Origin of the sequence: Microcoleus sp. AT8-A3 (genome assembly GCF_036705675.1) — a bacterium.
Lineage (GTDB): Bacteria > Cyanobacteriota > Cyanobacteriia > Cyanobacteriales > Microcoleaceae > Microcoleus.
On sequence record NZ_JAUBVD010000032.1, the window covers coordinates 56,426 to 75,073 of the forward strand.

Annotated in this window: 14 protein-coding genes and 1 riboswitch; of the genes, 8 read left to right on the top strand and 6 right to left on the bottom strand. The window is 46.3% G+C overall.

All coding sequences use genetic code 11. The features are described 5' to 3' along the window. Positions 1 to 8: 8 nt before the first annotated feature. On the bottom strand, positions 9 to 1,592 hold the full coding sequence (locus tag QUB51_RS18865; protein WP_333055723.1) for a tetratricopeptide repeat protein: 1,584 nt from the start codon (positions 1,590 to 1,592) through the stop codon (positions 9 to 11). A gap of 246 nt (positions 1,593 to 1,838) precedes the next feature. After that, positions 1,839 to 2,567, bottom strand: coding sequence for a Bax inhibitor-1 family protein (locus QUB51_RS18870; protein WP_333055722.1), 729 nt, complete (start codon positions 2,565 to 2,567; stop codon positions 1,839 to 1,841). 530 nt (positions 2,568 to 3,097) lie between these two features. Between QUB51_RS18870 and QUB51_RS18875 the strand changes: the two genes are divergently transcribed. Continuing rightward, on the top strand, positions 3,098 to 3,421 hold the full coding sequence (locus QUB51_RS18875; protein WP_333055721.1) for a PEP-CTERM sorting domain-containing protein: 324 nt from the start codon (positions 3,098 to 3,100) through the stop codon (positions 3,419 to 3,421). An 82-nt stretch (positions 3,422 to 3,503) separates the two neighbouring features. Here the strand turns inward: QUB51_RS18875 and QUB51_RS18880 are convergent, their stop codons facing one another. After that, the gene (locus tag QUB51_RS18880) at positions 3,504 to 5,681 is read right to left on the bottom strand and encodes a VWA domain-containing protein (protein ID WP_333055720.1); all 2,178 of its coding nucleotides are present in this window, start codon (positions 5,679 to 5,681) and stop codon (positions 3,504 to 3,506) included. Positions 5,682 to 5,715: 34 nt separating this feature from the next. After that, a complete protein-coding gene (locus QUB51_RS18885) occupies positions 5,716 to 6,999 on the bottom strand; it encodes a HAMP domain-containing sensor histidine kinase (RefSeq protein WP_333055719.1) in 1,284 nt (427 codons plus the stop codon). A gap of 206 nt (positions 7,000 to 7,205) precedes the next feature. Between QUB51_RS18885 and QUB51_RS18890 the strand changes: the two genes are divergently transcribed. From QUB51_RS18890 to QUB51_RS18910, 5 genes are all read left to right on the top strand, one after another. Further along, positions 7,206 to 8,543, top strand: coding sequence for an ArsB/NhaD family transporter (locus QUB51_RS18890; protein ID WP_333207686.1), 1,338 nt, complete (start codon positions 7,206 to 7,208; stop codon positions 8,541 to 8,543). 137 nt (positions 8,544 to 8,680) lie between these two features. Beyond that, positions 8,681 to 8,893: riboswitch (cyclic di-AMP (ydaO/yuaA leader) on the top strand. Positions 8,894 to 8,993: 100 nt separating this feature from the next. After that, entirely contained in the window at positions 8,994 to 9,842 is an 849-nt protein-coding gene (gene ntrB / locus QUB51_RS18895) for a nitrate ABC transporter permease (RefSeq protein ID WP_333055717.1), read from the top strand. A gap of 173 nt (positions 9,843 to 10,015) precedes the next feature. Next, a complete protein-coding gene (locus QUB51_RS18900) occupies positions 10,016 to 11,446 on the top strand; it encodes an ABC transporter substrate-binding protein (RefSeq protein ID WP_333207685.1) in 1,431 nt (476 codons plus the stop codon). 153 nt (positions 11,447 to 11,599) lie between these two features. After that, positions 11,600 to 12,439, top strand: a complete 840-nt coding sequence (locus QUB51_RS18905) for a nitrate ABC transporter ATP-binding protein (RefSeq protein ID WP_333207684.1) — start codon at positions 11,600 to 11,602, stop codon at positions 12,437 to 12,439. A 46-nt stretch (positions 12,440 to 12,485) separates the two neighbouring features. Further along, entirely contained in the window at positions 12,486 to 13,271 is a 786-nt protein-coding gene (locus QUB51_RS18910; RefSeq protein ID WP_333207683.1) for a universal stress protein, read from the top strand. 185 nt (positions 13,272 to 13,456) lie between these two features. Here QUB51_RS18910 and QUB51_RS18915 read toward each other — a convergent pair whose 3' ends face one another. After that, entirely contained in the window at positions 13,457 to 13,675 is a 219-nt protein-coding gene (locus tag QUB51_RS18915) for a hypothetical protein (protein WP_006632461.1), read from the bottom strand. Between the two features lie 236 nt (positions 13,676 to 13,911). Next, entirely contained in the window at positions 13,912 to 15,873 is a 1,962-nt protein-coding gene (locus QUB51_RS18920) for a S9 family peptidase (RefSeq protein WP_333207682.1), read from the bottom strand. Between the two features lie 79 nt (positions 15,874 to 15,952). Between QUB51_RS18920 and QUB51_RS18925 the strand changes: the two genes are divergently transcribed. Both QUB51_RS18925 and QUB51_RS18930 read left to right on the top strand, forming a co-directional pair. Next, positions 15,953 to 16,876: a nucleoside hydrolase gene (locus QUB51_RS18925; RefSeq protein WP_333259923.1), complete on the top strand. Its 924-nt coding sequence runs from the start codon at positions 15,953 to 15,955 to the stop codon at positions 16,874 to 16,876. A gap of 137 nt (positions 16,877 to 17,013) precedes the next feature. After that, a complete protein-coding gene (locus QUB51_RS18930) occupies positions 17,014 to 18,360 on the top strand; it encodes a DUF3370 domain-containing protein (RefSeq protein WP_333055710.1) in 1,347 nt (448 codons plus the stop codon). The last annotated feature ends 288 nt before the right edge of the window (positions 18,361 to 18,648 follow it).

The window sequence follows — 18,648 nt, forward strand, 5'->3', positions numbered from 1 at the left end:
TAGGATTGCTATATATACTGCGAACCGGTTGAATTGAAAGTTTTACCGCATTCGTGAGCGCATACGTCCAACCTTTTGGAACAGGAAAAACTTTTTGTGAGGTCTTCGCGAAACCAATCTCTGGCGATCGCATCTTTCACTGATTGAGTTCTGAGAGAATTAAAGCCATTTCCATACTTTTCAATTAAAGCCAGCATTTGCGGTCTGTAAGTGTGGTTATAAACAGCGTATTTAGTATGGCTTACCCAACAGCAAGGCCAGAGTTCCGCTTCAAAACTGATGAAAATCTCTTTGCTGGCTTGAGTTTGACAGCTAATTTCTACATTTCGGTAGTAATTGTTTAGGCTACCAAATTTTTCTACAGCTTGCAGAAATTGGTCTCCCTGGGGATTTTTATATTGTTCCAAGGATGGGGGTTGGAGTTCTTCGCTGGCTGGCTTTGATGGGACAGAAGGAGTTGCTTCTGGTGCTTGAGTGGTTTCGATTGCTATAGCTTGATACCAAGCATAATTTGCTTTTTCTGGTTGCCCCAACTGTGTCAACACTTTAGCCAAATTGCGATAAGCTCCTGCAAAATTGGGTTTAAGCTCGATCGCCTTTTGGTAATAAGCACTAGCGGGCTGCCACTGTTGCTGTTGAGCATAAAGACTGCCGACATTAGCATAAACTTCTGGAAAATTAGGCTGAATTTTGAGGGCCTTGGCGTAACAGTCTGCTGCTGCTTGCATCTTCCCCAAACCTTGAACAGCATTGCCTAAAGTTTTCCAGGCTGCTGCAAAATTAGGTTGATTTTTTAGGGCTTGTTGGCTGGCTGCGATCGCCTCTGATAGCTTTCCTTGTTTCAAGAATTCCTCAGCTTGTTTGTGCAATCCAACAGCGGTCTGTGTTTGATTTTGAGGAGCTGACGCATTATTTGTTGCTGGTTGGTTTGGGCGATCGCTCTTGGCATCTACCTGAGACTTTTCTGCCTTCTGAGGCTGTTGATTGGCGGACTCTTTTTCATAAATCTCTTTCGCCACAAAACGAGAGGTTGCTTTCGGTACAAACTCGACAAATCCTAATTTTTGGGCTAAATCCCGTGCTGCTTCTACTTGGTGCTGGTTGTGTTCAAAAATCAAGTAGTGCCATACAGCTTTTCCGCCAGCTTGGATGAAGGCATTAACAGACTGCATTATTCTGTCCCAGTTGGTATTTTGGCGGTAGATGCTGTTAGTATCTGCCAACCCGTCGATACTAAAAGTTACGCTATCGTGTTCTCCTGTCATCGCCTTTGCCAGGGCTTGCCACCAGTCGGGATTGCGTCCGCTACCATTAGTATAAAGCCCGATTTGAGGAACTCCCATGCGGTGCAAATACTCGATCGCGGGAATTGTGGTATTGCTAGTCATAGCATCGCCGTAGTTGCCGCACATATACACCAAATCCAACTGAGAGCAAAACTCTTGTGGGAAAATTCTCTCAATATCCTCCATCTTTAATTCTGCCCCCGGCAAAATCGGGTTGCCGGTGCGGGGACACTGGGGACAAGCTGCATTGCACCTGGAGGTAATTTCTACGCTGACTCTCCTGATATCTTCATATTTTAAGTACATGAGTTTTCTCCAATTAATTTGTGATTAATATTGAAATCGCGATCGACAGAATTAGATAACAAGAGGTGTGATTGAGTGATTAAAAATTAAAATTATACCTTATGCCTGCAGGCTGTGAACATGATATAAGTTTTTTGTATAAAGACCGAGGCGGCGATGACGACTATCTTGCTTGATTTCAAATTTTAATCAAAAACCGCAGCTCGATCGACATCGAGCCGCGGTTTTTTTAAGCTAAAGTTTCACTTAATCCCGGCCGTTGAGAGCAATCAGCAGGCGCAGAATGAAAATGAACAAGTTGATGTAGGTCAAGTACATCGACAGAGCGGCGGGCAAATACTGGTCGTCGCGGTAGCTGCGGGGTAATATGTAAAAATCGACGATCGCAGCGCCGGCAAATATAAACACGCCGATGCCAGAAATGCCAATTTCCAACCAGGTTGGGGTGTAGACGCCAAATAGAGATAGCAGAAACTGGCCGCCAACGACGACTAACAAAGCAATCACACCTAAACTGATAGTTTTGGTGAGGGCCATGCCGTCTTGTTCAGAAAGGTTGGAGCCAATTTGGCGGGCGGCGATAAAGGTAATGCCGCAGCCGAGGGCTGCAAAACCAATACCGGCGATGCCGACGCCTTCGCTTCTGAGGGCTATAGACACCAATCCGCTGAGGGTGTAGCCTGTAAGCAAGCTGTAGGTTGCCAGCAGAGGCAAAGCGGTATTTTTGTTATTTTGTTCGGCTGCGCCGCGGGCGACAAAGAACAGAATTAATTGTAGGACGATCGCGGCGATGAACGTGGGAAAGAAGATCCCAGGATAGTTACGAATCACTCCGAGGCCGCCGTAGGTGCCGACAGCAGTTAAGACAAGTCCGCCGCCGACGAAGGGGAGAGCGTTGGAGATGACGTTGGGGCCTACCAGCGCGTGGTTTTTGGCCTCGCGCACGGCTTCGCGGAAATTGCTAGTGTTACTCACGAGGATTTACCTAATTTGGGCTGAGAATTGCTATCTATCATTTTGACAGCTTTACACTTTGTTTGCAAAACCTCAAAGAGTTTAAAGATTTGATAAAGAACGGGGGTGAAATCACTCCAACGCAGGGATCGATTGTTTATAATCGACTGCGTACAGGTCTGTGCCGTGTCGCCCTCTCGCACCGTTGCGCGTCGTGGCTAAGCTATAATTGAGTTTAAGAGGTCGGCGCTATCTGCGGTCAAGGGCTACCTTAAAGTCGATAAAATCGCAAATAGCGGATGTAAATCAATTTGGGATGGGGGATTTACGATTGCGGATTAAGGAGTATATGCTAGAGGCAGGGATCACAGTTAATTTTAGGCTTTTGATGGGCGATTTAGTTTAAACTAGAGACCAGAAACTTCAATAATGTAAAATCGCCAATCAAAAATCGCTTCCGTTAATTACTAAGGTAGCTCAGATAGAGGATACCCAGAAAATTAATGAATAGATCGAGTTCTATCGAAAAACTGCTAAATAGGTAATGTCCAATGCCCACATTTTTTGAGCGCAAATTATTGCCACCTACAGCCGGAATTTTATTGGCTGCCGCCGTTATTTCCGGCGGTCAACCTGCCGTTGCAGCTAATGTCCGAGCCGTTTATACCGCTACTTCTGGGCAGGGTTCAGAAAATTGGCTGCTGGCTAAAAATACCGAGCAATTCACCCAAGCAAATTCTGGAATACCGAGCCGGGGGCCGGCAAAGCCGGAGCCTCTCCCGGCAAGAATTCCTGAGCCTTCGGCGGTGGTAGGGTTGGGTTTAGTTGCGGGTTCGCTGGCGCTGACTCGCCGGAAAGTGAGAGTTAAAAATTAGACTTTTAGCCAAAAGTCTAATTTTTGGATTTTTAACTGCAGATACACGCGGATAATCGCAGATCAATCAGGATATCAGGATTTTAGCCGATCGCGTCGCGCAGAGCATTTTTAGTCATAGCTGCGATCGACTGTTCGGTAGCTTTCGGCAAGTGATAGTATTTCCCTCCAGAAGTCTTGGCCAATTCCTTCGCAAAGCCAGTCGAAATAAACTTGCTCTCGGTATCAATCACCAGCAACTGCATTCCCAAACCGCGAATTTTGGCAGCAATTTCTAACAATTCAGCTTTAATATCTGGCTTTTCTCCATCTACAATCGGTTCCCCCAAAGAACGAGCCAAAGGAATATTCCCCCGCCCGTCAGTAATTGCGACAATCGCCACTTGACCGATATCTCCAGACTGACGGGCGTTGACTCCCACCCGCACGGCTTGAGTCAAACCGTGGGCCAGGGGGGAACCGCCGCCGCAGGGCAACCGTTCCAAACGCTTGCGGGCCAGGGCTATGGAGCGAGTCGGCGGTAGCAGCACTTCTGCTTGTTCTCCGCGAAAGGGAATGAGAGCAACTTGGTCGCGGCTTTGATAAGCTTCTGTGAGTAGTTGCATGACTGCACCTTTGGCCGACTGCATTCGGTTGAGGGCCATCGAACCGGAAGCATCGACGACAAAGACGACTAAAGCTCCAGCTTTTCTGGCCAAGCGCTTCGCCCGAATGTCTCCCTGTTCCACAAATACACTGCGCTGAACCCCCCCTTGACCGGGGGGTTGACTCGTCTGTTGCCCCCCCAAGCTTCGGGGGGGTTGACTCGCCTCTTGCCCCCCCTTACTAAGGGGGGGTTGGGGGGGGTGAGAATTCCTGTCGCGGCGGGCTTTTTGGTAGGGTGCGGCGGCTCTGAGGGTGGCGTCAACGGCGATGCGGCGAACGGGGCCTTTGGGTAATACTGGCTTGACGTAACGGCCTCTATCTTCCGAGAAAATGGTGCTGCGGCTGCCGGATTTGCCTTGTTTGTTGGCGGATTGTTGGGCGAATAAAAGCACGCTGGGGTCGAGAATTACGCCTTCGGGGTCGAAGAGAAATTCTTCGGGAATGGTATCTTTTTCTGGTTCTTCTTCAGGTTCCGGGTTGTCTTCATCCTCTTGGTCTTCTTCGTCTTCTTGCTCGTTTTCTGGTTCGTCTTGTTCTTGTTCTGACTGCTTTTGGGGAGGCGGTGGGGGGGGAGGAGGAGGAGAGTTTTCGTCTGGGGGAGTTTGGATGATGGTGGCGCGGGGTACGATGACTAATTCTACGGCGCGGCGCAGGTCTTCGGCGTTAACTTCTGTGCGTCCTTCGATGGCGGCGGCGGCTTTGGCGACGCGGACTGCGAATATTTCGGCGCGGTGTCCTTGAACGCCACCCCGGATGGCTTCTTCTACTAGGTAGGCAATTTGTTCGCGTTTAATGCTGACATCTTTGAGCCATTCTCTGGCTAGGATGATTTGGGTTTTGAGGTTGTCGGTGTCTTCGCTGTATTGATTGAGAAAGTCTTGGGGGGAGCTGGAGTAGGATAAAGCTTGTTCTACTGCATAGACTCTTTCTTGTAGTTCGAGTGCTGCGTCGGCTGAAAGTACGATCGCGATTCGATCGAGCAAATGTTCTCTCAGTGGCCCTTCTTCGGGGTTGTAGGTGGCGATAAATAGAGGTTTGCATGGGTGTTGAAAGCTAATGCCTTCGCGCTCTATTTGGTTGCGCCCTTCGGTTAATACTGTTAGCAATTGGTTGGAAATGTTGTCATCGAGGAGGTTGATTTCGTCAACATAAAGTACGCCTCGATTTGCTTGGGCTAAGAGTCCGGGTTGAAATACGGTTTGGCCGAATTTCACTGATTGTTCGACATCGACTGAACCTAAGAGTCTGTCTTCGGTGACACCCAAAGGAATTTGAATGAAGGGTGTGGGAATTATTTCTGTATTTGGGGAATTACTATCGGTGGTGTGGGCATCTTGCCCGCCATTTTCTGGTAACAAGCCTGATGCCTGTTCTGCAACAATTTCATTAGGTTCGGCGTTGCAAAAAGAATCTTTAACAATTTCAATGGGTGGCAGTAAGGAGTGCAAGGCGCGGGCCATTACTGATTTTGCTGTACCGCGGCGGCCTGCGATCGCAACTCCTCCCAATCCGGGATCGACTGCTGCTAACAGCAGGGCTAATTTGATTGCTTCTTGCCCGACTACGGCGGTGAGGGGAAAGGCGGTGGTGGAAGGGCTAAGGTTGGCTGCGGGCATAGGATTTTCGGATGTAAAAATTTGAACTTAATGTTTAGCTTACTTCTTGGAGTATTTTAACTTCTTGCGGCAGAATCACGGTAAAAGTTGAGCCGACTCCTATTTCTGATACTAACTCGATTTTGCCTTGCAGCAGCGTGACGAGCCGCGATACTATCGCTAATCCCAGACCGGTGCTGTCGGTAGGAAAGAGCTGTTTGCCTGCTTCTCCTGCTTGAAAGAAGGGGTCAAAGATGCGGTTTGTATCTTCGGGGGCGATGCCAATGCCGGTATCTGTAATTGCGATCGCCCAATTTCCTTCTCCAGCATGGCGGCAACTTAATTCGATGCTACCAGATTCTGTATAGCGAATGGCATTGCTCAGCAGGTTGATCAGAATTTGTTGCAGCCGCCCATAGTCGGAGATTACTTGTGTTGGGCCGCCGTCGCTGGTAACGGCGAGCTTTAGTCCTTTAGCATCAGCAATTGGCTGCATCATTTCTACTACGGTGTTAATTACCGATCGTACATTAGTTGGCCGCAAGTTAAGTTTAATTTTTCCTGCCTCGGCGCGAGAAAGTTCTAGTGTGTCATTAATCAGGCGAAGCAACTGTCTGCCATTACGCAATACTCGCTCGATGTGTTCGATACCTGGGAGGGTATCTTTAATTTCAGATTGCCATTTTTCTTGGCGCAAGAACAGTTCGGAATAACCAATAATGGAGTTGAGAGGAGTCTTGAGTTCGTGAGCTAAATGGTAAACGTTTTCTTTATTAACGCTGACGAGGCGAGCGAGTTCTTGATTGGTGAGTTTTAACTGAGTTTGAATTTGTTGAAGTTCCTGGAGCCTCTGAGCGACGTAGCTATTGAAACACTGGGCAATTGCTTCGTCTACTACGGCATCTATCAGCCTAAAAGCTCTGAATACGTCGGCGGTGGTTCCTGCTAGCAATTCTGATTCTAACTGCGAGAATATTACTTGACGCAATAAGTGGTATTCCCTGGCTACTTCTGCTGCGTCGTAGCCTTGTTCTGCTCTGAGAAATCCGTGATCTAAACTGGCTTCAATTATTAGTTTTATTTCGCTGTTTTGATATTGGGAAAGCACTGTGGCCATCGCCGCCAGCAGGTGAGGTATGTGATTTTCGATTGCTGAGTGCGGTAATGCCTCAGCGCTTTCAATTTTCCGATCCTGACGAACTGCTTCAATCCACTTCTTGACGATAGTATCGGTTTTGTCGGCGAGCACTTGGCTGTAGTCCATGATGTCTGCGTGGGGGTTGAGTTTGGCAGAGATTGCCCATGCTTCATTGTAGTGGAGCGATCGCCAGATCGCCATATCAAACTTCGGGCGATCGCGACCCTGCCAAAAGAAGTAGTTTAGATGTGATTTTTTCCCAGTGCCGGAACTCTCTCTAGGGGTCGATCCCAGCTTGTTACTACAATAATCAGCCCTTCAACCTATTGACAGAAGAGCCATAAAGTAGTAGATTGCCTCACACTAATAGTTTTTAATTTTAAGTTTTAAATTTTTCAGGGGAATAAATGGAAAACGTACAAGCTGTGATTGCTGCAACAACATTTATATGTGTAGTTTTCTTAATAATTACAGAATGGATACACCTAACAGTTGCGGCATTTCTGGGAGCGGTAATTCTGGTTTTTACCCACGTGATGACGTTAAACAACGCGATCGAATATATCAGTCGGAGTCACGCAACACTGGGCTTATTTTTCGGAGTCATGGTAATGGTGAGAGCCTTTGAGCCTACCAAAGTATTTGAATATTTGGCAACTCAAATAGTTATTTTGGCTAAAGGCAAAGGCAAAAATTTATTGCTGGGCATTGTCGCAATTACTACGCCAATTTGTGCAGTTTTGCCCAATGCTACGACAGTCATGCTGCTAGCACCATTAATTCCGCCAATAGCCGAAGAAGTCGGGGTAGATTTTGTACCCTTACTGATTTTAATGGTATTTGTGGCTAACAGTTCGGGACTGCTGACAATCGTGGGCGATCCGGCGACATTTATTGTTGGCGATGCTATTAACATGAGCTTTGCAGATTACCTAGCTCAATTAAGTTTGGGCGGGGCGATCTCAGTAGCAGTCTTAGTGGCGATCCTACCTTGGCTGTTTCCCGAAATCTGGAACAAAAAATTAGAAGATTTGGATAACTTGCCGCACCCAAAAATTAATCACCAGCGAGTCTTAGCAGTGGGCGGTGTAATTATAGCTTTCGTGCTGACATTTTTTGTAATAGGAGAGTCTCTGCCCGTGCCTATTTCACCGGCGGCGGTTGCTTTGTTGGGGGCTGCATTGGCAATGCTCTTAGCTCACCATTCCCAAATTGATTCTGTTAATAATATTTTGCGGGATTTAGATTGGAGCACGCTGCTATTTTTTATGTCATTTTTTGTGCTAATTGGCGGTTTGGAAAAAACCGGGATTATCGGTCATCTGTCAGGTTTTTTAGCAGTTATTTTAGGAAAAAATATTTTTTTGGGTTCTTTAGGTTTGTTATTTGTTGTGGGTTTGATGTCGAGCGTGGTACCCAACATTCCGCTGGTGGTGGCGATGGTGCCACTGCTAAAACAATACGTTGTCAATGTCGGGTTCGCACCGGCAGAAATCCTGGCTCCAGATTTTGCAGGGCAGTTTCCAATCGAAGTGCTGCCGCTATTTTATGCGATGATGTACGGGGCAAATTTAGGGGGAAATGGCAGTTTGATAGGAGCTTCTTCTAATATAGTGGCGGCGGGAATTTCCGAGCAGCACGGGCGCCGGATTTCTTTTCAAACTTTTCTGCGTTACGGATTTCCTGTGATGGCGTTGCAATTGGTGGCTGCGGCTGTTTATGTAACTATTCGGTTTCTGATTTGAAGGAAGAAGGAAGAGGGAAGAAGGAAGAAGGAAGAAAAATTGATTGGTAATACCAAAGTATCTAAAATCGCCAATAGCTACTCCTCAAGACATATTGACAAAATGAAATGCTAGTGCTAATTTTATTGAAATTGGCTTAAAAAGTCAAGCCTAATCCAGCAGTGCGCGATCGAACCAAGCGTGTGGCTGGAGCGGAGGAACCAATTTTCGGGGCGAATCTCTACAGAATTAAAAAGCAAAGTTAAAAATTGCCAAATTTGAGTGTAATTTTTGATTTTGAAAACTAAGGAGAAGGACATCTCTCAGTCCTAGCCCGTCAGCTAACTTCGCAGGCATTGAGAAGAGACTGAAAAGCCAAATGTTCTGAAAAAGATTGTTTGGCTTCGTCAGTGTCTCAGGTTGGTATTGTTCAAGATTCTTGTACCTGCCCTGACTCTGAAGGAGTTTGAAATGTTCATACAGCTTAATTTATCTGCGATCGTAGTTGCAGGAGTTGCAACGTGGAAGCGTGTAAAACCCGTTGTCATCCGAGATGCAGTTTTGTTACCTGCTGCGGGTTTTTTGGGAATTCTTTGCTTGTGGTGGATTGTTGCCAGCTTCAACAGCGATTTGATTCCCACTCCCTATCAGGCGTTAATCGCTAATTTAGATTACATATTGCATCCATTTTACCAGCGCGGGCCTGGAGATATAGGCATTGGCTGGCTGCTGCTAGCGAGTTTGCGGCGGGTGTTGGTGGGATTTTTGCTGGGTGCAGCAGTTGCGATTCCCGTGGGATTTCTCATCGGGATGTCTAAACCAGCAATGATGGCGCTCAATCCGCTGATTCAAATCTTCAAACCGGTGTCGCCGCTAGCTTGGCTGCCCATAGCTTTATCGATTTTTAATTTAGCAGAGCCGTCGGCCATTTTTGTCATATTCATCACGTCTTTGTGGCCGACAATTATCAACACAGCTTTGGGAGTTTCTAACGTTTCCAAGGATTATCTGGATGTGGCGCAAGTTTTGGAAATGCCACGCTGGAGGCGAATTACCAAGATAATTTGGCCGGCGAGTTTGCCATACATTTTTACAGGTTTGCGGATTAGTTTGGGGATTGCTTGGCTGGTAATTGTAGCGGTGGAAATGCTGACAGGCGGCGTGGGAATTGGCTTTTTTGTCTGGGATGAGTGGAGCCGTTTGAACCTGAGTTCGGTATTTTTAGCGGTGTTTGTAATTGGCTTAACTGGACTTTGGCTCGACGCTGCTGTTGACAAAGTTCAGGAATTAGTAACGCATCGATCGGTCATTAATCATTAGCGATTAGTCAGTAGTCATCAGTCATTAGTCAGCAGCGAACAGTTAACTATCAACTGTCAACTGTAAGGTGCGTCGCTCATCGATGGTCGATTTTTGTTTGTGATGGTTGGTGGCGACGCACCCTACAACTACAACTTCAAATCTAAAATCTAAAATCTAAAATCTAAAATTGTATGAGTGACAAGTTTTCCAATGAATGGAAGCGCCGCGAGTTTTTGCAAGGAATGGGCTCGGCGGTGGCGGGAGTGGCTTTATCTGGTTGTGGAATTAGCGCGGATCGATCGGCAAAAGGACTCACAGAAGAAGCCTCAGCCGTAAAGCAGGTTGTCGATTCCCGAACCTTAGAAAAACCAAATTTAACCGTAGGATACGTGCCGGTTAACGATTGTGCACCATTTGCGATCGCCTGGAAAAAAGGTTTTTTCCGCAAATACGGTTTAAACGTCCAACTCAACCGCGAAGCAAGCTGGGCAACCTCCCGCGATGGCCTAATCTTCGGCCGCCTCGACGCCTCCCCAGTCGTATCCGGCGCGGTCACAAACGCCCGAATTGGCGCAGAAGGAGCGCGGCACGCACCCCTGTGCGCGGCAATGACAATTCACCGCCACGGCAACGCCATGACGATGAACAAAGCTATGTGGGATTTCGGTTTGCGCCCGTGGCACGAATACAACGGCAATTTGGAAGAATTTGGCAAACAATTTCGAGCCTTTTTTGACAGTCAGCCACCAGAAAACAGGGTTTGGGCAGTTGTTCTGAGTTCTTCGATTTACGAATACTTTGTCCGCTACATATCGGCGGCTGCGGGTGTGAATCCGTTGAAAGAATTTCGGGTAATTATTGTGCCGCCACCGCAGATGGTAACTAATATCAGGATTGGCGCCATGCAGGCTTACATGGTGGCCGAACCTTGGAACACGCGGGCAATTCAAGGCAATTTGGGAGTGGGTTTTACCTTCGTGCAAGGCAAGGAAGTTTGGCTGGGGCATCCCGATCGCCTTTTGGGAGTAATGGAATCATTCATTGAGGAAAATCCGAAGACTTATTACTCGCTGGTTAAGGCAATGGTGGAAGCTTGTCAGTATTGCAGCAAGCCGGAAAATCGCAGTGAAATAGCGGCGCTGCTGACTGAGCGATCGTTTACGGGGGCGAAACCGAAACAAGGGGCGATCGACAAATTTACGCGACCGGCAATAGTTGGCGACTACAACTATGGAGGGTTTGACGAAAAAGACCGCACCATACAATCGTCCGATGCAACTATTTTCTATGACATTCCTAAGAATTTGCCTCAAATACCGGGAAATCATTCAACATTTATGTGGCAGTCTCAAAGTATTTGGTTGATGACTCAAGCCGCTCGCTGGGGACAGATTAAAGAAGTGCCGAAAAATGCTGAGGAATTAGCTAAAAAAGCTTGGAGAACCGACCTTTACCGCCAGATTGTTGCGGAAATGGGGATCGATTGTCCGAAGGAGGATTACCAAGTGGAACCTGCAGAACTTTTTATTGATAAACAGGCATTCGATCCAAGCGATCCGGTGGGTTATTTGAATAGTTTTGAAATTCGAGCCAACCGCCCTCAGTCTTTTTTTCAGTCTTAATGTTTGAGATGTTGCCTTTTCCCTCATGTCCCGCCAGGGAATAAATTCCCTGGCTAATAGAAGACAGTCGGTTGAAACCGACTGCCCAATTTGAGGATTTAGGCAATAGCCAGAAAAGTCAATTAACACTTTACTATTTTTGAGGAGAATACCGTGAGTCAATACACATCTACTTCTACCAGTACCAAAAATTCCGTCAAAAGCGATCGTCTATTTCTGGAAATAGAGAATTTGTTCAAGTCTTACAAAAATGGTGACGGTACAGAATTTAGCGTTCTCGAAAATATCAATTTAAGTATTGGAGAAAACGAATTTATTTCGGTAATCGGTCACTCTGGGTGTGGCAAATCAACGCTGCTAAAAATAGTGGCTGGTTTGGAAAAACAGAGCGGGGGAATGGTGACTCTGGAAGGAAAAGAAATTCGCAAACCTGGAGCCGATCGCATGATGGTATTTCAGCACTACGGATTGCTGCCTTGGCTGACGGTGCGGGAAAATATTCGGCTGGCAGTTGATGAAGTTTTGCAAAGTCTTAGCCGCCCCCAGAAGATTAGTCTTGTCAACGAACACCTAGCAATGGTAAACTTAACATCGGCAGCCGATAAATATCCAGACGAAATTTCAGGGGGCATGAAACAGCGGGTTGGGATTGCGCGAGCTTTGGCGATTCGACCCAAAATGTTATTAATGGACGAACCCTTTGGAGCGCTGGATGCTCTGACTCGTGGCAAGTTGCAGAAACAGGTGCTGGATATCTGGGAAAATCACAGACAAGCTGCAATGATGATTACTCACGATGTGGATGAAGCTATCTATATGTCCGATCGCATTGTGCTGATGACAAACGGCCCGGCTGCGACGATAGGTGAAATTTTGTCAGTGCCGTTTGCGCGCCCGCGCGATCGCCAAGAGTTGCGGGAATCCCAGGAGTATTACGAACTCCGCAACTATGCTTTGAATTTTCTCGATCGCTACTTTACCCAAGACGAATAACGCCCGACGAACAGAGAAAACAATTCACTTAATAGAGGTCAAGCCTGTGAATCTCAAAACAATGTTAGCGCGTTTTGAAAGTGCATTGGGATACCAAAATTTAGCAGAAGAAATGGTATTGCTGCCGGAGCCAAAAGTGCAAGGTTCTAAGAAATCAAAAGTTACAAAACAGGCAAAAAGTATCAATTTCATTGTCGGTTACAACAGTTCTGCTCAAAGTCAAATAGCTCTGGATATTACCCTTTGGATGGCGCATCAAACTCGTTTAGTAACAACTAAAGAAGTCACGGTTCAAGTAGTCTACGTGATCGACGAAGCGCCAAAAGGTTACGGCGAAAATAGTTGCAAATTTGCTGTGGCAAATGCCTTGGCTGCACAGCAGAAAGTGTCTAATTTAGAGGAAACATTCGCCCTTAATTGTGCAGCCCCTGCGATCGCTTTACCAACCAAAATTCAATCGGTATCCCAGCCAAAAACCTGGCTCGATCCGCATTATTTCCAAGCAATTTATGGTCAAAATAATGAGTACGAGGTAGCAGATAAGTTGCTGTGGCAAGCGCGCTGTTTGGCTGAGGAATGGCGCGGTTTATTCAAAGCTCATTTACGCATCGGGCGGGTTGCTACAGAACTGAGAAATGTGGTGGAATTAGAAGCAGCAAATTTACTCTTCTTGGGCTGCGATTCTGGCAACCACCCGCTGGTTAAGGAACTAGGCAATAATTTTCCGTGCTGCGTGCTCGGTATTCCTTCGGCACTCAGCTATCAGATGGATGTTCAGCCTGAAGAAAGTTTGAGCAAGTTACAGTTGGCGACAACTATACCTGCACGTTAAACTTGTTCACTCGTTGGGCCAGAATCTAAATATGTAAGGTGCAGCGCACCCTTTTTTTGCGTAAATTCTGTATCGTTCAAAAATTAAAAATGGTTTCCTCCCTCGAAGTCCTAATTATGACACAATTAGGACTTTTTTTGATGGTGGAGAATTTTAAAGTTATCGTCAAGGAAAATTATCGGCACTTATCTGATCATAGACAGTTCGTTAACTAATTTTATCCTTCCCCGGCACACAGAGCGCAGCAGCCGATCGATCGAGCGTTTGTCTTCCTCAGTCAAATTTTCGTCAAAAATAGCAGCCATCAAACCGTACCTATCGGCTAGAGTAATGTAGCCATTTTGATTCACTTCGGCAAACAGCTCGCCCAAAGCAGATGGAATCAGGTGGACAGGAGTTTGCATAGTAATTGACTCTCTCACTCGACGATCGCGCGATCGGGCGTTTCTGCGGCAACCAAAGGCGATCGCACTATAAAAATTTATAGCTGTATTGCCTTTAAATGTGTGACAATAAACAGCAAAATTTGTGATAGTAAACAGCAAAATTTGTGAAGTAAATCACATTAAAAATTGGCGGATTATGCTAAGATTGCAGTTGCCGTTGAGCGAAGACATAGCAACTGCAAACTTAATTTTTTCTAAAGATTGAAAATCACCACTTCCTCCACAGGTTCAGCTAACTCAAACTTAAACACCCGCGAATAGAAATAGAATTCGCCGTCAAGAGTTCTTTTGATATTTTCAGCGCGGCGAAAACCGTGCTGTTCCCCTTCATAAGCAACATAAGCAACCGGCAAACCTTTAGCTTTCAATATGTCTACCATCATTTCCGCTTGATTGGGCGGAACCACTTTATCTTCTAATCCTTGAAAAAAGATAACGGGACAAGATAAACGTTCGGCGGAATGAATCGGCGAACGAGCTACATACAAATCTTTTCTTTCAGGATAAGGCCCGATTAATCCATCCAGATAGCGCGCTTCAAACTTGTGAGTATCCGTTGCCAAAGCTTCCACATCGCTAACTCCATAATAGCTCGCACCGGCCTTAAACACATCGCGGAAAGTAAGAGCGCACAGAGTGGTGTACCCCCCTGCACTGCCTCCGGCGATCGCCATTCTTTCGCCATCAACTAAACCTTTTTGAGCTAAATATTTAGCACCGTTAGCGCAGTCATCAACATCGACAATTCCCCAACTATCTTGCAGTCTTTTTCTGTATTCTCGGCCGTAACCAGTGCTGCCGCCGTAATTAACATCGAGCACGGCAAAACCGCGACTCGTCCAATATTGAATTTTCAAATTCATGCTACTAGAAGTAGCAGCAGTTGGGCCCCCGTGACTTTTCACAACAAGCGGCGGTTTTTCACCCGCAGGTGCTGCAAAATCTTGATTTTTCGGGGGATAGAAGAAACCGAAAGCAGTCAAATTGTTTTCCGTGGGAAATTCGATAGGTTCCGGTACAGAAAGATAACCAGAGTTGATGCTTAAATCGCTCGATTTTCGCAGAACTTCTAGTTGACTTGTTGCTAAATTTAATTGTACAATAGCACTAGATTCTGTCGGCGAAGCTGCCAGAAAAACCACATTTTCTTCCCGCGCTTTGACGGAGGAAATATCAGTGTAAGGCGTGTCAATTGTTGTCAAATGCTTTGTCGTTAAATCAAGACTCGCTAAATACCACAGGCCTTGCTGAGTGTAGGTGCAAATAATTTTGCTTTCCGAGACAACGGCATAAGTAGACATTCCAAAAACCCACTGAGGAAGTCCGAATTCAGCCGCCATTTCGCACAAGCTGGTTTCTATCTCTGCTTCCCCCCTTACCAAGGGGGGATTGAGGGGGGTTCTAGATTGCCAGCGGTAGAAATTCCACCAGTTAGACTTGTCAGAAACAAAATACAAAACTCCATCGGGCGACCATTCCGGTTGAAAAATCGACTCCTCAACCCCGCCAGCAACCAAGTATTTTTCACCTAAAGAACCGTCAGCCTTAATTTCTGCCACCCACAATTCTGTGCCATCCCACGGCATATTTGGGTGGTTCCAACAAATCCAGGAAAGTTGAGAACCGTCTGGACTTAAACGAGGGGAAGCATAAAAATCCTTGCCCTGAGTTAAGATTTGAATATCTTCGCCGTTATCTAAATTAATGCTAACAATAGTATTGACAGGTTCCCCCTCACCCGCATGGTCTTCGCGCACGCAAATCAGGCGATTTCGTTGCTTGTCAACTATCGCATCTGCATAGCGACAATTAGCAGCAGGAGTCAGAGGTTCGGGTTGAGAATTTAATGTTTGAACATAAATACGTTGGTCAGCAAAATGAGAAAAATAGACAACACCGCCAGCAACGGCAAAAGCAGCGCCGCCGTATTCGTGAACCCGAGTGCGAACATTAAAAGGATGCGGTGTCACGTCGCTAATTGTACCATCAGGAGTGCGCCGCACGAGGACGCTTCGCCCCGCTTCCGAAGGTCTTCCCTCAACCCAGTAAATATCATCGCCGTCAATAGCAATTTGTCCGAGTCCGACAGTTCCAGAAACAATTAAATCCGAAGAAATAGGTGATTTCCAAGAGCCGTAAGGTGATACTGTGGTCATATAGTTAAGGCCGTTGTGTTTCTCGCACAAAAAAAATAATATTTGTAGTTTACAGTAATTCAGTGACCGGGGAAGCAAAATGTCTAAAAAACTCGTACTAATGGATCACGACGGTGCAGTTGACGACTATCTCTCAGTCGTGTTGCTGATGACAATGGAGGAAGTCGAAACTCTGGGAGTAATTGTAACTCCTGCGGACTGCTACATTCAACCGGCGGTGAGTGCAACGCGCAAAATCCTTGATTTGATGGGGCGTTCAGAAGTTCCGGTGGCGGCGAGTACGGTGCGGGGACTCAACCCATTTCCGGCGTTATTTCGGCGAGATTCCTTTGCAGTCGATCGACTTCCCATTCTAAATGAAAAAGGAACCATTGACACGCCGTTAATATCAGAACCCGGACAAAACTTTATGGTGCGAGTTTTGCAAGATGCAGCCGTACCAGTCACATTAATGGTAACGGGGCCGTTAACAACAGTAGCGCAAGCTTTAGATATCGCGCCAGAAATTGAAAGCAAAATTCAAGAAATTGTCTGGATGGGAGGCGCCCTCAATGTTATCGGCAATGTTAGCAAAGATATGGAACCCGGACAAGATATGTCGGCGGAATGGAATGCTTACTGGGACCCGATAGCAATCGAGAGAATTTGGCAAACCCAAATTCCCGTTGTCATGTGTCCTTTAGATATCACCAATAATGTACCGCTAACTGTAGAATTTTCCAATCTCTTAGCAAAACAGCGCAAATATCCAATTTCCGACTTAGCAGGACAGTGTTATGCCCTAGCAATATCTCAAGATTACTATTTTTGGGACATTTTGGCAACCGCTTATTTAGCGCATCCCGAATTTTACCAACTGCGAGAATGGGAAACAGAAATTGTGACCGAAGGCATCAGCCAAGGACGCACACAAGTTAAAATAGGAGGACGAAAAATTCAAGCAATGGATAAAGTAGACACAGCCAAATTTTACAAATACATATTACAACAGTGGGCGCGGTAAAAATCCCAATCTCTGCTAGAAGCGAGCAAAATCTCCGTACAAACCCCCCCAGACACAAATATTCACATCCTCTTCTCCTCCCTCTCTTCCTCTGCGCCCTCTGCGCCCTCTGCGGTAAAAAAAACTCATCTCAAAAAATGCTGCCAATTCTATCAATCATCCCCTTAGCCCAAACCCCTCCCGCACCTCAAGAAATCCTCCAAATCCAAGAAGTGCGACCACTCCCCGGAGAGTTAGACAACATACCAGTATTTAACAGCAACAGCCCAGAATTAGTGCTGCAAGAAGGAATTTTGCTTTCGACATTTCCCCCAGATAGTAAAAGATTTCCGGCGGCACATTTAAACTTTCCCTTTCAAGGACGTTTCGACATATTTGCCCACCACATAGCCCGCGCACCTTCCCCGGAAGATTTGCGAACATTGTATCAAGGAGTAATTGTTTATAATCCGGGCAATAAACCTGTAAAATTAGATATATTGCAAGCTGCGAGTTATCTCAGTCAACCCGATGCACCTTTTATTGAATTGCCGCCGCAAGTCGATAATTCAAACAGTAATATTTACGCCGGGCCGGGAAGTCGCGCTGTGAATGATATTCTCAGAGGAAGGAGACAGTCTGACTTTGATCCGCAGTTAATTATTCCACCGGGAAAAAGCCAACTGTTGATGAATCATCCGATACCGGTGCGGGAATTAGTACCGCCGCTAAACGGTCGATCGACCTTGATGCGGTTACGCAGCAATGGTATAGTCTATGTTGCCAGTCTGGCGATGTTTGCCCGAGTTGACGCACAGGGAAACGAGCGATCGCCCAATTTAACAGAATGGCAAAACTTATTAGACAATGGTAATATAGCCGGGCCGCGCGATCGAACTCCCACACCGCCCGAAATCACCGAAGGTCAAATAATTTACGGCCGAGTTGCCGGTGTAGCATTAGGTTCACAATGGCGAGCACTTCTCTCAGACAACCCCGCCACCTCAAACCTAGCAATTCCCCAACCCGGAACAGCATTTTCCTACCCATTAAGCAGCCTCCCGCGCGGAATGCTGGGAACAAATCAAGTGCAAAGTGCGAGAATGCTAGTCCGCTACCCAGATACAGCATACCGCGCCCACGGCAATTACGGAATTCAATACAGTCTCAGCTTGCCGCTATACAATTCTACCAGCAAAAATCAAACTGTAACTGTCGCGATTCAAACTCCAATTAAGACAGACAAATTAACTTCAGGAGGACTTAGTTTTTTAGAACCTCCGGCACCTCAAACTTTTTTTAGGGGAACTGTCAGAGTGCGCTATAATGATGACAATAAAGTGCCTCAAACTCGGTACGTGCATTTAGTGCAGCGGCGGGGACAGCAGGGGGAACCTTTGGTAAAACTAGAGATGAAATCGGGAGAAAAGCGGCTTGTAGAAGTGGATTTTATTTATCCGCCCGATGCGTCGCCGCCGCAAGTTTTGACAGTGAAAACAAATTAAATTTGATTTGATTTGAACTTGTTTAAGATTAGCAATTATATTATGTCCGGTCGATTACCATAAATCAGGTAGGGGCGGGTTCACAAACAATATCTGCCAATAATTAACAATCTCAAAAACCCGCCCGACCGGGATATTAGGGTCAATCGAGCGGACATGATATTAACCGGGATTTCCCATCTCGACAATGTGTTTGAGAGCGTTTAAGGATCGCGAATTAGATAACTTACAATTTTAATAGTTATTGTGGGATGGGCGTCCCGCCCGTCCAAAAAAGACGGGCGGGAC